Below are 13,866 nucleotides of genomic sequence, written 5' to 3'. Positions count from 1 at the left end.
TTATCTGACCCCTTGATTTCCGACCCCTTGATTTCTGGTGACTCTAATCAAGCTTATCTGACCCCTTGATTTCTATGACCCCTTGATTTCACTTGATTTGCAACCGGTTTGTTCATCTTTGAACGTACGTTTTGCGACGTCCTTGATGCGTGCTCGGATACTATTGCCCGTTGCATAATCTACGGCACTGAGCACCCTGAGTCGTAGTTCAAAGGGCGGTTTGTTTTTTGAGGTCATTCTTTTCTCCGGTTGTGATTATAATTCTCTGATGATAATCATAAAAAAAGGGCCGTTGAAGTGACAAAATCTGTTGCAAAGTAAATGCCGGTGAAATCGAATGTTTTTTTGGATGTTTGGATGTGAATTTGAGAAAAAGAGGGATTCAGGGAATGATGATGAATGGGTTTTGTTGAAAAAATGAGGAAAAAAGAGGAAAAATGGATTAAATGAAGTGGCTTTGATTGCGGTATTGATAGTTTGCACCAGGAGGGGCTTTCATCCGTTGAAACAGTCTTTGAAGTATGGGTAGTAATTGCTGAAGCCGCTTGCACCTAGATGGAACGATTGGACTGCTTGACAGAGCCCTGGTCTTTAATAAACACTGGTAGTCCACCCGCTTATTTTGCAGTCGATAGAGCCATCGATAGGCATTTCTGGGCTCTTCAGTCCCTGTCGCTTGCTCATAAGCAGACTGAATACTTAAAGAGGTTATCAATGCATAAATAAAAATAGAAAGCTCAAGGGTGCTGTAATGCAGTAAAGGGATTTCCTGGCTCAGGTATAACTGCCAAGTACTCCGTATGAGTATGACGATTGGAACAAAAAATACGTTTGCCAATGGCTTGCTTGTCATTCTGATGCTGTTTTTTATAGATGAAACCATGAGAAACAAACTGATCCTTTTTAAGGCAGTGTTGACACTCAAGTGTGTCTGAATGAGTATCCAGTGACAGGGTAAACTGATGCATGGCTTGTAATGTGTTGAAAAATTTTATCATGTGAATAATACTAACAAAATATCACACAGAATATGAGTTTAAGTGTTGAAAAACGCTGATTAAGAGGGGAATGGCATTCAGTGCAATTAATCTGCTTTGTTGACCCCTCTAAGAGTGTCCCTGATTCTGGCACCGAGTTATTTTAGTTTGGGTGTTTAAGCGAATGGGTTTTGCACCGCCGACAACAATGAAAGGATTCATTGTATCTTTCCTTGCGGCTATCAGGCTAATAAAGCGTGTGCATCCCACTAGAAGCAACAAGCCGCCAACTGATGAATGCTTTAGGTGAGAAAATTTATAGGGTTTCCGATAGAAATCTGGATTGCCAAATTGCCGTTGTAAGTAAGGAAGTGATGGATGACGGTAAAAAAGTTGAAAAGGGAGGGTTTGTAGGGCTGTAAATTGGTAAACTACACTAGAAATCATGGGGTTATTCTGGTAAAGTCCAGTCGGACACTTTATTAGTGTGTTCTATGGCCTAGGCTGATAATAAAATTCACTTCTAATACACTTTCAACCTAGTTGTTCGTCACACCTAAAAATACGTTTGAAATAATTTTGTAACTCTAATCAAGCTTATCTGACCCCTTGATTCTATGACCCCTTGATTCTAGAGCCTGATGTAACTATCCGAAAATTCCGGATAGTTACCCTGAAAGGCACGGAAACAACAGGCTCAAGTCTTGCTTTTTGCCTTTCTCAAACAACTTAAAAAGCATTGATAAAGAATAATGATTAAGCTACACGTCACTAAAAAATTACTCGCAAAGTTCCCTGTAAACAAGCAAAGGACTTTAGCAAAACATAAAACAGACTCCCTATATCCTGTGTCTTATCGCAATGCGCCTGATGTTAGCCACGATAATGTGGTGTATTTAAAGGGTTATCAAGCAGATTAAAAACGGAGAGTATTTGCTTTACTATAAGAGCTTGTGTGAATTATGTGAATGTTGCGTATATTGTGAATTGTAGCTATACTAACCACCAGACCCTTTATTCTGGAGCACGCTATGTCGGCTGACAAAATTTTGATTTCTAATGACCTTTTACGCCTGAAACCCTTTGCTGCTCTAGAAAGCGTGCCGATGTCAAAATTGGCGCGTCAGGGTTCGGCGGTGCTTCAACAGATTGTCTCTACCTCACAGGCTATGGCGGTTAAGGTGCAGGGGCAGGGTGCAATGGTTACGCTGTCTCAACGTCAGTATGATGAAATGGTGGAATTGATTCATGCTATTCAGTTGGAAAAATTCAGCGATGGATTTACCGAGTCTCTTAGCCAGCAATTTGATGAACTGATGGCTAGGATGAACCAGCCAGATGCTGACAAGGCAACGCAAGCCGCACTATTTGGTACACCGGCAGCGCTTAATAAGGCGTATCGACCAGGTGCAACCGAGAGCAAAACTTGATACAGGTTCTTGCGGGTGTTAATGGTGCGGGTAAAAGCTCGATTGGTGGTGCGGCTATTCGCGCCGCCGGTGAGAATTGGTACAACCCGGACGAATTCGCGCGTGATATGTGTACTCAATACCCGGATAAATCGATGCAGCAAATCAACAGCGCCGTTTGGCATGGGGGTCTGCGTCGATTAGAGGGGGCGATTCGTGACAAATCTCATTTTACCTTTGAAACCACGCTGGGTGGCAACACCATTACCAACACACTACTGGATGCCATTGCTGCTGGAATTCCCGTTAATATTTGGTATTGCGGACTGAATTCGGTGGAGTTGCACATTGAGCGTGTGGCTGCACGTGTTGCGCGGGGTGGTCACGCTATTGCTGAAGATTTGATTCGGTCGCGTTATATCACTTCCATGCGTAATCTCTGTCGGCTAACCCCGGGCTTATCACAGCTCGCGGTTTTTGATAACTCGAATGTTCTTGACGATAAAGGGCGGCCAGACGTTCGACGCCTACTTTATGTTGTTGATGGTGAAGTAAGGGAGTTGGATAAAAATATGCCTGATTGGGCTAAGCCCGTAGCAGCCGTTAGTTTGCGTGGTTTAAGCTAAAGGTTGATCCTTTATAATTGACTAGTGTAGCTATTTAAACTACAAATGAAGAGCAAAAATCAAGGGGGCAGATAAGTTTTTTTTTAAATAAAATCAATAAAAAGACCTAAATTTAGGTCCTTTTACTTATTCTTCTTGTTCAATATTAAAAGTTATGGATTCCCCTGTACCGCAACCCAAAAAGGAAATTTTCCAACGGCAATTTTCTTTTCTACTTGCATGGTTTTAAGATTTATTATTGCAATGGTATTTTCCTTTGCAAGGGTAACATAGAGCCAGTGGCTATCTTTGCTGGCACGTATACCGTGAGGCCCTTTGCCTACATTAATGTTTTTTACTGTTAATGTTTTGGTGTTAATAATAGAAACAATATTATCACCAATTGCTGCTGTAGCGGCATAGCGGCCATCCGGTGTTACATCAATGCCACCATGACCATTGCCCACGGTAATAACTTTCTTTACCTTGCCGGTTGTTAAGTCCAGTACTGCAACATGATGGACAAAATCACGTACAAAGGCTGTTTTTTCATCGGCAGACAAATCTAAATTATGTGGGCCTGTAATGCCTGGAACAGGAATGACCTTGGTCATTTTACGACTTGCAGTATCAATAACAGCGATGCCTGCTCCGCCTTGCAAGGTCACATAGGCTAGTTTACCATCTTGAGTAAAGCGAGCATTATGAGGGCCTTTTTCAACTTTAATTGTTGCCACAACTTTTAGTTTGGCAATTTCTACAACACTGATATCAGCAGAACCCTGGTTGCTGATATAGGCAAATTGACCATCAGGTGTTACTTTTACACCCTTAGGTGCTTTGCCGACCTTTATGATTGCTAACTGTTTTCCACTTTTGGCGTCAAAGACATAAACTGAACCTGTCGATGGACTGGTTGATAAGAGCATTTTTGCATCCGGTGTAATGGCTGTATAAAGCATATTAGGGCCACCTTTCCAGGTACTTTGCTGTGGGAATGTTTCGATAGATGCGCTCTTTTTCATGGAGATAAAAACAGTTTCAGGAAACTCTTTTTTACTTGCCTTTGCGGTTGCTTTGGGCATTGCTTTTTGAGTATTAGTAGATGACATTGTGCTAGATTGTGGAGAATGCTTAGCAGGAAGGTTGGAAAAATAGGCGGCCAAATCAGCCATGTCATTGTCATTTAATGCCGCTGTCATTGCTGCCATGCTTGGGTCTTTACGCTCACCATTTTTAAATGCTTGGAGTTGTTTGATAATATAGGCTTCTTTTTGACCCGCAAGGTTAGGGAATTCCTGGCTGAGACCGATACCATCACTGCCGTGACAGCCTGAGCAAGTAGCAGACTTGATTTTACCCTGAGCTATATCACCGGCATAAAGATTGCCAGTGGTTAGGCCAAGCATACAAATCGCTAAACTGTTTAAAATATTATGGGTGATATTGTGTCTAAGTTGTTTTTTTTTCATGTGAATAATCTTTCCATGTGAGTGTTAATGTGAAAATAAATTGATTGAGTGGTTAAATTTAAAAGCATCGACTAGCAGGGCGTGATGAACTGATAATTTATTCCCATAATTTAAAAATTATTTTTTATGGAATAAAAAACGGGTTCATGACGCCCTGTCTAATATGAATTTCAATAAAATAAATAATGACCAAAAATAACTCAAAGAAAATTTAATGAAACCAATATTCAAGCAACTTGCTCAGCAGCAACAGCGCTTTGAGCATCTAACACGACCCTGGCGTGATCGTCTTTGGGGGGTGGCATTACGCAGAACTGAAGTGCGAAGTAAGGCTGAAGATTGGGTTCAGGAAACCTTATTAAGAGCATGGCGTGATTTTTCACGTTTAGAGGATAATATCGCCATTTTTGCCTGGTTGTTGAAAATTCTTGATCATGTGATTGCTGACGATATTCGCCGTGAAACACGCCGACACCAATTAGCTCCCATGCAATCTACGGAAGCACTATTACTACAAGAACAAAGTAGTTTATCGCCCGGCCCTTTCGAAGCAGTGCTACAAGCGCAGTCGGATGAACAAGTGATTAAGGCAATTAAATCGTTATCGGATGAATATAGTGCGGTGATCCTTTTACGAGACATTGAGGGGTTGAGTTATAAGGAAGTGGCTGAAATACTCAATATTCCACCCGGTACAGTAATGAGCAGACTCTCTCGTGGACGACGGTTACTTGCGGCAAGTATGCTCAATGATGAAGTAAAAAATACAGCGAAGATTCACTTTCTTAAACAAGAACAACGGGAGAAAACAAAATGAGTGAAGAGGTTCAGAAACTCAAAAACCGTTTCAATGACTTGCATTTTCAACTTCAGGACTTACTCGCAGGTTATGTTGATGGCATGCTGGATGATCAGGAAACCACACTCATTGAAGCACATCTGTCCGGTTGTGAGGCGTGTCGTATGGATGTCGTACGTCAACAGCAATTAAATCAACGCCTAAACAGTCTGCCTGTCACGCGTATGCCCGCAGATTTACACCAACAGCTTGATCAGGCATTGAATAATGCAGCACAAAAGGGTGCTGAAACAGAAGTAAAGACTAAAAAACAAGCTCAATGGTTAGGGGATGATGGTTTATATCATTGGTTCAAAGCAATGACTTTGCCATCTCTAGCGACTATCAGTGGTTGGGGAGTGGCGTCAATTTTATTGCTATTATTCATTTTTCCGGATGTAAAACTGGGCTCTGAAAATAATATTCCTATGATACAAGAAGTGTTAGCAGAGTATCATCAGCTCAACACCAATAGATTGCCTAATCAAAGTGTGGCATTGGCTATCAATTCACCTGCCAGTTGGCCGGATTCAAGAGTCGTAAGCCATTGGCAAACGACTATTGGTGGTGCGCCCGCAGAAGGCTTTGCAGTACGTAACGGAGATAATATCGTGTTTCAGTTTCGTATTAGTGAAGCGGTTTTTTTTCGTCATCATGATGTGCGTCAAGCGGTTGCCGATTCGGGTAAATACCAGAAAAGAACCAGTAAGCTCAAAATATTGGCCTTACCACTTAAACAGGCTGGCTTGCTGATTGTTGCACCAGAGGATGGTATGCCAAGAACGGATGAATTAATGATTAAGACGATTTAATTGATGGTGTCACTCTAGCAAAGATGTTAACTAGCTCACATTATAAGGATGTTATTAGCTTCTACTAAGCTATAGTGCTACATAAAGAAAGAAAAATAACTCTTTGATTGTAAAGGTTAATATTGATAAAAAAATAATTTGGTCGTATTCGGTAGAGGATTACCCTAGTTGCCGAAAATCGCTTTTCTGATAGAATGCTTCACATGGATTAGGAAATCCAACTAAGGAAGATGTAAGACGGAACGATAATGGAGTGCAGGGTCTAAGGATAGACCACAGGCAGGAATATTTATCTAAACAGTTGTCTATAAGAAATTGTTTATAAAAATAGCCTGGTAGGGAGTCACAAAAAAGCGACTAAAGTTTAATTACTTGTCGCTTTTTTTATGCCTGTTATTTATGTCGCTATGGTTATTCTCTTTATGGTCTCTCTATGCTAAAAATTATAAGCCCTATTCTATTGATTGTTTTTCTCTTCGGTTGCGCCGGGATTGAAACGAGACCTGCACAATTTAAAATCAATATTGCTGCTATGAAACCACTGCAATCCACCTTGATGGAACAGCGCTATCAAGTTGACCTGCGTATTATGAATCGCAGTAATGAAGAATTTTCTATTGATGGTTTTAGTTTTGATGTTGAGCTCAATGGCAAAGACTTTGCATCAGGTGTGAGCAATGAAGCATTTAACCTACCCGCATTGTCCGAAAAAGTAGTCAGTGTCGAAATTACCAGCACTATTTTTGGTTTGGTTCGACAATTTAATAGCTTTCAGAAGCTTAATACAGAGCCCTTTAAGTATGAATTAAGCGGCTCTGTTTATACCCGTGGGAGTTTGTTTGGCATCAAGTTTAATGAGCAAGGTGAAATCAATTTAAAATAAGCGCCATGAAATGAGCTTATCTAAACGAGTATATCACCACTTGTAGCAGTGCCGGTGAGACTCTCATATTCGTTACTCAGCTAACATCTCACGTTCGAGAGATAAATAGATCCCATAGGCATTGCGGCGATGAGCAGCGTCAAAAGCGGGTAGTTTTTCAAATTCAGACAAACTGCTTCCTCATAAGCTTCTGCAAAAGGCATTAGCTCATCGACCGCTGCTTTCATAATAGCCCGCACTTGTTGCAGGTAGCGTAAGGTGAGTTGTATGGCAGCGTTAGGATCTTTTGCTGCGCCACCATGACCGGGCACAAGTGCCACAATATTTTTTGTTTTAAGCTTTTCCAGCAAACTGAGCCAATGCCCGGTATCAGCACTGCCGGTAAAAGGTACACGACCTTCAAAAATAATGTCGCCAGTGATTAAGACATTGTCCTGTTTAACGAAGACAGTGAGATCGCCATCAGAATGTGCGGAACCAAGATAATTTATTTCAATGTCGATGTCACCCAAGGTGAATGCGGTATTTTTATCGATCACTTCATCGGGAATCACTAAGTAGGTATCATCATTAACCCAGGGCTCTAGGGAAAAACGTCTTTCTTCGAGACGTTGCTGAGCATTGGGGCCTTCAAGATAATCACTATAACCCGCAGGTGCGATAATACTTGCGCCTTGTTCTTTAAATACTTGTAAGCCGTAAATATGATCGGCGTGATAATGTGTAACAATGACTTTGACGACAGGCTGAACAGTGATGGCTTTAAGTTTCTCTAAAAATAATGCAGCTAAAGAAGGTGTTCCCAGCGAATCAATGACGATGATACCTTTGTTGCTAATGACTGCTACCGCATTAGAAATAAAGCCTTCATTGTCGGTGGCTACACCCGCAGGGCCTTGCACATAATAAACATGCTCAGATACTTTTTCTAAGTTCATTGTAACGTTTGATACAGGATAATTGTTTGCGTATACGAGTGAAGATAAGCCGCATAATAGAATCAAGTAGACAAATACTATTTTTAAATTGATGTCATTCATAATAATGTTTATTCTCAAAAAATGGTATGCCTTGTTATACTAATAGAACTATTGATTAATAAGGCGATTAATAATTGTTTTAACTTCATGACTATTCCAATCAATTGCCCCGGCAACTGAATAACGAATTCGTCCTTGTTTATCAAGTAAATAACTTGTTGGAAAAGCAAACACCTTCCATTGTTTGGGGAGCGATTTCTGTGGGTCGAGTAAAACAGAAAAGTTCACCGGGTGTGCTTCAATGAAAGTCGCAATATCCTGCTTGGGTTCGCCAAGGTTGATGGCTAATATCTCAAACGATTTATTGCTCAGTGTGTCATTAACGCTAGCGTTTAGCTCTGACATTGAAGGTATTTCATGCACACAGGGAGGACACCAACTCGCCCAAAAATTGACTAATACAACTTTGTCACGATAATCACTTAGCTTGTGTGTTTTATCATTTAGAGCTTTGAGTTTAAAATCATCCGGTTTAAGTGAGCCCTTATAAATACGTAACACGCCTGTTGTTTTCTTTGCCTTTGTTTGCGGCTGATTGTTCTCATTGATGATTGCTGTCGGGGCGGCCAAACTTGCAGCCTTTCTTGGTTGGGCATAAGACTGTGTTAATTTTAAACTTTGCAGAATCTGCTGACTTAAGCCCGAAGCGGTAGTAATTTCCTTTTCGCTAGCATCGGGGCGAAAAAAGAAACGATCTCGGACATTGTTGAGTCTTTTAACAAAGACATCACTGCCTCCAGTTTCAAGTGAATTAACGATGTTGCGAATACGTAGAGCCAGTGTGGATTTTTCTGGGATATAAAGAAAAAGTGGTAAATTAGTGGCATAAGTGATGGGCAATAACTTAGCCTCATTGCCTGCATCGGGTGTTTTACTGTATAGGTTAGGCGAAATAAGTATCACGCCGGAAATAAGCTTATTGGAATCGAGCTGCCATTGTCGGACTGACTCTAATAGTTTTCTTGAACCCTTGTCATGACTCAGAAGATAAATGCGCTTGTTATTCTTTTTTGCGTATTGCTGTGCAGCATGAATAAATTCGACATAGGCGATGTTAGGAATTTTTTCCAGGCTGGATTCAACAACGGGTAACATCCAGCTAGAGAACGGATCAGCAAGCCAGACTTCCACACCGGATGTTTGTAGGTCAGTTGTCAATTTTTTTAGACCATCGGTGATGCCATGTTCTGATGGCATAATAAGAAGCAGATTTTTGCCTCTTGCCTTGTAGACTTGCACTTCGAGTTCAGAGCCTTCAGTGGATAAGAGAAACTGTTCTGAATGTACTAGCAATGAGTATGTTATGAGTAGAAAAAAAATACTGAATTTTAAAAGTTGTTTCATGATTATAACTAATTGGGTGGCTTACTCAGGTGATTGTTGCTTAGAAAAAAGTTATTCAGAGGGGAATAACTACGTGTCTATAAAGTAATAAGTTATAACATTGAACCTAAAGGATTGCTAGCAGTAGCACTTAAAGTCTACTAATTTTAAGCTGCTCTTCTAACGGATAGTAAGGTCGCTTAAGGCGTTATTTCTTCTTGATATTACAAGTCGATTGCACTAAAATGCAACTATGCATATTATAGATATAAAACCCGAAACCGTTTTTCAGGCCTTATCCGATCCCATTCGGATAAGAATTATTCGCCTTCTGAGCGTCACAGGCGAAGAAGCTTGTCTTTGTGAATTTGTCGATTCACTGCTTGAGCCGCAGTATAAGCTGTCCCGTCATATAAAAGTATTAAAACAAGCAGGCTTATTGAGTGCCACAAAAGATGGCCGCTGGGTTTATCATCGCTTGATTATGAGTGCTGAATATCTGATGAATTTATACCAAACCATTACGCTGTTATCTGATTCAGAAGGACAATATGCAAGTGATTTAACACGCTTTAAACAACGTATGACGTTGCGAGAGTCGGGCCGCTGCCAAATAGGAGTACAGACGGAAAAATTTCAAGCCGAGTCTTCGGCCTCTAAGCGAGAAGCATGATGGCGGGCTGTGGTTGCGAAGTTGAAATTAAAAACAATGAACAGAAACAATTATTGTTTATCTTGCTCGCCATTAATGGCAGCATGTTTGTTGTAGAACTCATTGCAGGCATTATGGGGCAATCAGCAGGCTTAATTGCAGATTCATTTGATATGTTGGCGGATTCCTTTGTCTATATCATCAGTATTTATGCTGTGGGTAAAGCCTATGCAAAAAAACAGCAAGCTGCGCGTCTCAGCGGTTATTTTCAGATTATATTAGGTTCACTCCTGATGCTGGAAATCATACGTCGTTTTATTATGGGACATGAACCAGAGTCAAGCCTAATGATCATCATTTCCTTTATTGCTTTGATCGCCAATGTGATTTGCCTGGCTTTGATCAACAAGCATAAAAAAGGTGAAATACACATGCGTGCCAGTTGGATTTTTTCAAAAAATGATGTCATTGCTAACACGGGTGTGATTATTGCTGGTTTCTTAGTCTACTTTTTTAACTCCCCCTGGCCGGATTTATTAATTGGCGTGTTGATTGTGGCAGTGGTTATTCGTGGTGGCTTAATGATTTTAAGCGAAGCTAAAAAAGTCTAAAAAGAAATGCTGAAAATTTATTCGTTATGAATAAAAACTTTAAAAGGAATTAAAGATGAATATAGGTAATTTATTAAGCTTGAAATTTAAATTAATTAAACATTTGTTAGGGATGGTACTTTTCCTTGGTCAAATAAGTTTATCTCAGGCAGTAACGTTGCCAGAAACACCTGAACACATTCAGTATCCCCTTGTGCCAGAAGAACGCTATATCAAAGTGGACTTAAAAAACTATCCGGCTGAGCGCCTTGCTGAAATTGCCCGAGCTCGAGCTGCGTTAGAAAACAAAGACTATCCGCGTGCAGTCCAATATCAGTACTGGGCTATTCAAGTTGGTGACAGGGGCTATTATGATCTTGCTTTTTACTATGCTCGTCAGGGTAATATAAAGCAGGCATTGCATTGGCTAATCATTGATGCGCAGAAGGGCAACAATGATGTTAATTGGGTAGAAAAAGATCCGGATATGCAAAGTGTGAGATCGAGTCAATTCTGGCCCGAAATGCATGCTTACTTATTATCGATGGAAAAATACTGGCGATATTCAGGTCACCGATCTTATTCACTGATTAAACCCAAGAACTATCAAAAAAGCATGGCCATTCCTGTACTTGTGGGCTTGCATGGTAAGGGCGACAATCCTCAAAATTTTGTTCATGAACGTTATCAGAATGTTGCAGACACTTTAAATATTATCATCCTTGGTCTTAGCGGAATAACCCCTTCGGGTAAAACTGCTTTTGCTTGGTCTGTTGAGGCTGGCGATAATAATCAACATATTAATACGTATCTTGATGACATATTAAAAAAAGAAGGAGTGGTCGCATCAACAAAAGCCTTATTTGGATTTTCTCAAGGTGCTCAAGTCGCACCGCAAATATCGGCAAGTTATCCGGAACAATGGCAGGGTGTATTGGCAATGTCACCGGGCTTATACCCCGTTGATGGGCTTGAAATAGCAAACAAAAAACCGGATTTAAAGAATAAACACTACATTGTGACTAATGGTGAACAAGAGCATCATTATAATCTGGAGCTGGCTGAAAGTGATATTAAAACATTAAAATCATTTGGGTGCAGATCTTCTAAAACGATGAAAATAAACAATAAATTCAATAGTTAATGCTTGAAAAATGAAAAGAGAAAGATCAAAATATTGTTTTATAAGCTTCTTAGTTTCATAACCCAATAAAAAGACCTCTCTCATGAACATAGCATACCTAAATTCAAACGATTATTCATTCTTTTTTGGTGCTCAGGATCAACTTGAACAGTTGATTAAACAATTACAAACAGATAAACATAAAAATTGTGAACATGGTGACATAGAAGATTTTATTAACAAGGAAGGTCAGGAAATTTTAAGACGACTACTGCAGGGCTGGCTAGATTTAAAAGCCGCCAACGAGGAAAAAAGAAGCTGTGTTAACACCGTTTCAGGAGACAAGCTGAATTATGTCCGTACAAACACCCATCGTTCGCTGAATAGTTTGTTTGGTCAGGTCACTGCCACCAGAAATGGTTATAGTCAAAGAAATAAAGACAGTTTATTTCCTATTGATGCTGAACTGAATTTATCAACTAACAGTTACAGTGATGGTATTTATTTCAGAGTGTCTAAAGAAGCCATTCGAGGTTCATTCGATGATGTCGTTGAAAGTATTGATAGTACAACTGCTGGTCATGTGCCCAAAAGACAGTGCCTCAATATAGTGAGAGATGTTGCTCAGGATTTTGAAGGTTTTTATAAGAAAAAACGATTTATTGAACCCGAAAAACATCAGATTTTCTGGTCTTAACCTTTGATGGAAAAGGGATAGTTATGCGACCTGAAGGTTTAAGAGAATGCACAAAGAAAAATGCCCAGAAGAATAAGAAGCTCAAAAGTCGTCTGAGTCAGGGAGAGAAAAAGACCGAAAACGTATGGCACAAGTGGCTGCCGTTTATACCGTACAATCTCATATTCGTGCTGCTGAATCTATTATGAAAGTAGCAGAAGATGATAATGTCGTTCCTTTTCGAACCCCCATTAGAAATAAGCGGGTTTGGGCGAGTGTTGAGCGAGAGGCAGAAACTGTTATTGAGGAAGCATTTCAGGAAGCACTACAAAGAGATCCAAAACAAAAGAGGGAATGGGTTATTTTAATTGATGGTTTACCTCACCAGATCAAACTCATCAAAAAGTGATGAAGAAACTGAGCATCAAAGCAACTATTGTAATGGACTTTATCCATGTCTTGGAATATCTCTGGAAAGCAGCTTGGTGCTTCTTTGATAAAGGTGACGAAGCGGTTGAGGAATGGATAGCTGAAAGAGCAGTCAAAATACTTAATGGCCATTGTTCACAAGTAGCCAAAGGGATCAGACTCAGTGCCACAAGACGGAAAATAGAAAGTAGAGAAAATATTGATAAATGTGCTGATTATTTACTAAAAATAAAGAGCAGTTGCAGTATGGCATCGCATTAAAAGCGGGTTATCCTATTGCCAGTGGCGTTATTGAAGGTGCATGCCGTCACCTCATTAATGACCGACTTGATATAACCGGTGCTCGTTGGAGTCTGCAGGGAGCAGAAGCAGTATTGAAATTACGCTCACTAAAATCCAGTGGTGACTTTGAAATGTATTGGAAGTTTTATAAGAAAATGTCAAAAAAAAGAAATTATGATTTTTTAGAGGTTAACAACTTTGGGTAATGAATTTTGTCGTTTTAAAGGAACTACACCCAATACTTATGGCTACGCTTTAGCAAATCCATTGAAGTATACAGACTCTCTTGGTTTGGATGTTTATGTATGTGGTAGACCTGCTGATTTACCATTTCCTTTGAATCAGTTAAATCATGAGTGGCTACTTACTGATACTCTAGAAAGAGGTATGGGACCTGCTGGAGGAGTTCCAGCACAGGGTGGAAATAGTGAACTTCCATTTAGTCCAACAGATATTACTGAGCATAGAGATCAATCTCTTGCTGATAATTCACATTGCGATCATGTACAAAATGTCGATGAACAGTGTGTAAATGACTCATTACAGTTGGGTCAGCCAACAGGAAGATTTGGGCCATGGAATAACTGCCAAACAACAGTAACTGATATTCTGATTAGATGCAGTACACAGTAAACGATGGAAAGTTATAACTTTCCATTAGCAAAAAAGGCATAATATCAATAATATGAAAAAGCCTATATCAGTTAAATTGTGGTATTTTATTATTGTTATTTTACTGTTCTCAATATTGTTTT

At 40.0% G+C, this 13,866-nt stretch carries 15 protein-coding genes and 1 pseudogene; 11 read left to right on the top strand and 5 right to left on the bottom strand.

All coding sequences use genetic code 11. The features are described 5' to 3' along the window. Positions 1 to 72 precede the first annotated feature (72 nt). Positions 73 to 237: a hypothetical protein gene (locus JEU79_RS03730; protein ID WP_198263019.1), complete on the bottom strand. Its 165-nt coding sequence runs from the start codon at positions 235 to 237 to the stop codon at positions 73 to 75. A gap of 500 nt (positions 238 to 737) precedes the next feature. Continuing rightward, positions 738 to 998 (bottom strand): hypothetical protein, encoded by a 261-nt coding sequence (locus JEU79_RS03725; protein WP_198263018.1) that lies wholly within the window; start codon positions 996 to 998, stop codon positions 738 to 740. A 272-nt stretch (positions 999 to 1,270) separates the two neighbouring features. Between JEU79_RS03725 and JEU79_RS27305 the strand changes: the two genes are divergently transcribed. The 3 genes from JEU79_RS27305 (at position 1,271) to JEU79_RS03715 (ending at position 3,012) form a co-directional block, all read left to right on the top strand. Further along, the gene (locus tag JEU79_RS27305) at positions 1,271 to 1,399 is read left to right on the top strand and encodes a hypothetical protein (protein WP_281400827.1); all 129 of its coding nucleotides are present in this window, start codon (positions 1,271 to 1,273) and stop codon (positions 1,397 to 1,399) included. Positions 1,400 to 2,083: 684 nt separating this feature from the next. Further along, a complete protein-coding gene (locus JEU79_RS03720; RefSeq protein ID WP_198263017.1) occupies positions 2,084 to 2,407 on the top strand; it encodes a hypothetical protein in 324 nt (107 codons plus the stop codon). Further along, the gene (locus JEU79_RS03715; RefSeq protein WP_198263016.1) at positions 2,404 to 3,012 is read left to right on the top strand and encodes an ATPase; all 609 of its coding nucleotides are present in this window, start codon (positions 2,404 to 2,406) and stop codon (positions 3,010 to 3,012) included. The genes JEU79_RS03720 and JEU79_RS03715 overlap by 4 nt, the downstream gene beginning before the upstream one ends. 152 nt (positions 3,013 to 3,164) lie before the next feature. On the opposite strand, the gene JEU79_RS03710 is transcribed toward JEU79_RS03715, so the two are convergent. After that, the gene (locus JEU79_RS03710) at positions 3,165 to 4,463 is read right to left on the bottom strand and encodes a YVTN family beta-propeller repeat protein (protein ID WP_198263015.1); all 1,299 of its coding nucleotides are present in this window, start codon (positions 4,461 to 4,463) and stop codon (positions 3,165 to 3,167) included. A gap of 214 nt (positions 4,464 to 4,677) precedes the next feature. Between JEU79_RS03710 and JEU79_RS03705 the strand changes: the two genes are divergently transcribed. From JEU79_RS03705 to JEU79_RS03695, 3 genes are all read left to right on the top strand, one after another. Beyond that, the gene (locus tag JEU79_RS03705) at positions 4,678 to 5,280 is read left to right on the top strand and encodes an RNA polymerase sigma factor (RefSeq protein ID WP_198263014.1); all 603 of its coding nucleotides are present in this window, start codon (positions 4,678 to 4,680) and stop codon (positions 5,278 to 5,280) included. Further along, positions 5,277 to 6,113 carry an anti-sigma factor family protein gene (locus tag JEU79_RS03700; RefSeq protein ID WP_198263013.1) on the top strand — a complete coding sequence of 279 codons (837 nt, stop codon included), beginning with the start codon at positions 5,277 to 5,279 and terminating at the stop codon, positions 6,111 to 6,113. The genes JEU79_RS03705 and JEU79_RS03700 overlap by 4 nt, the downstream gene beginning before the upstream one ends. A 433-nt stretch (positions 6,114 to 6,546) precedes the next feature. Beyond that, entirely contained in the window at positions 6,547 to 6,996 is a 450-nt protein-coding gene (locus JEU79_RS03695) for an LEA/WHy family protein (RefSeq protein ID WP_214660484.1), read from the top strand. Positions 6,997 to 7,076: 80 nt separating this feature from the next. Here the strand turns inward: JEU79_RS03695 and JEU79_RS03690 are convergent, their stop codons facing one another. Beyond that, complete coding sequence (locus JEU79_RS03690) at positions 7,077 to 7,934, bottom strand: MBL fold metallo-hydrolase (RefSeq protein WP_198263011.1); 858 nt, start codon at positions 7,932 to 7,934, stop codon at positions 7,077 to 7,079. A 150-nt stretch (positions 7,935 to 8,084) separates the two neighbouring features. Next, on the bottom strand, positions 8,085 to 9,329 hold the full coding sequence (locus JEU79_RS03685; RefSeq protein WP_198263010.1) for a TlpA disulfide reductase family protein: 1,245 nt from the start codon (positions 9,327 to 9,329) through the stop codon (positions 8,085 to 8,087). Between the two features lie 283 nt (positions 9,330 to 9,612). Here JEU79_RS03685 and JEU79_RS03680 point away from each other — a divergent pair, with 283 nt between their 5' ends. From JEU79_RS03680 to JEU79_RS03660, 5 genes and pseudogenes are all read left to right on the top strand, one after another. After that, a complete protein-coding gene (locus JEU79_RS03680) occupies positions 9,613 to 10,032 on the top strand; it encodes an ArsR/SmtB family transcription factor (RefSeq protein WP_198263009.1) in 420 nt (139 codons plus the stop codon). Further along, a complete protein-coding gene (locus JEU79_RS03675; RefSeq protein ID WP_198263008.1) occupies positions 10,032 to 10,622 on the top strand; it encodes a cation efflux transmembrane domain-containing protein in 591 nt (196 codons plus the stop codon). The genes JEU79_RS03680 and JEU79_RS03675 overlap by 1 nt, the downstream gene beginning before the upstream one ends. Positions 10,623 to 10,677: 55 nt before the next feature. After that, a complete protein-coding gene (locus JEU79_RS03670; protein WP_198263007.1) occupies positions 10,678 to 11,745 on the top strand; it encodes an alpha/beta hydrolase in 1,068 nt (355 codons plus the stop codon). Between the two features lie 82 nt (positions 11,746 to 11,827). After that, positions 11,828 to 13,317 (top strand): annotated as a pseudogene (locus tag JEU79_RS03665) (ISKra4 family transposase). After that, positions 13,310 to 13,744, top strand: a complete 435-nt coding sequence (locus JEU79_RS03660) for an RHS repeat-associated core domain-containing protein (RefSeq protein ID WP_198263006.1) — start codon at positions 13,310 to 13,312, stop codon at positions 13,742 to 13,744. The pseudogene JEU79_RS03665 and the gene JEU79_RS03660 overlap by 8 nt, the downstream one beginning before the upstream one ends. Positions 13,745 to 13,866: the final 122 nt, after the last annotated feature.

The organism is sulfur-oxidizing endosymbiont of Gigantopelta aegis (assembly GCF_016097415.1).
Lineage (GTDB): Bacteria > Pseudomonadota > Gammaproteobacteria > GRL18 > GRL18 > GRL18.
Note: the sequence above shows the minus strand (reverse complement) of the source record. Positions and strands in the feature narration are given on the sequence as shown.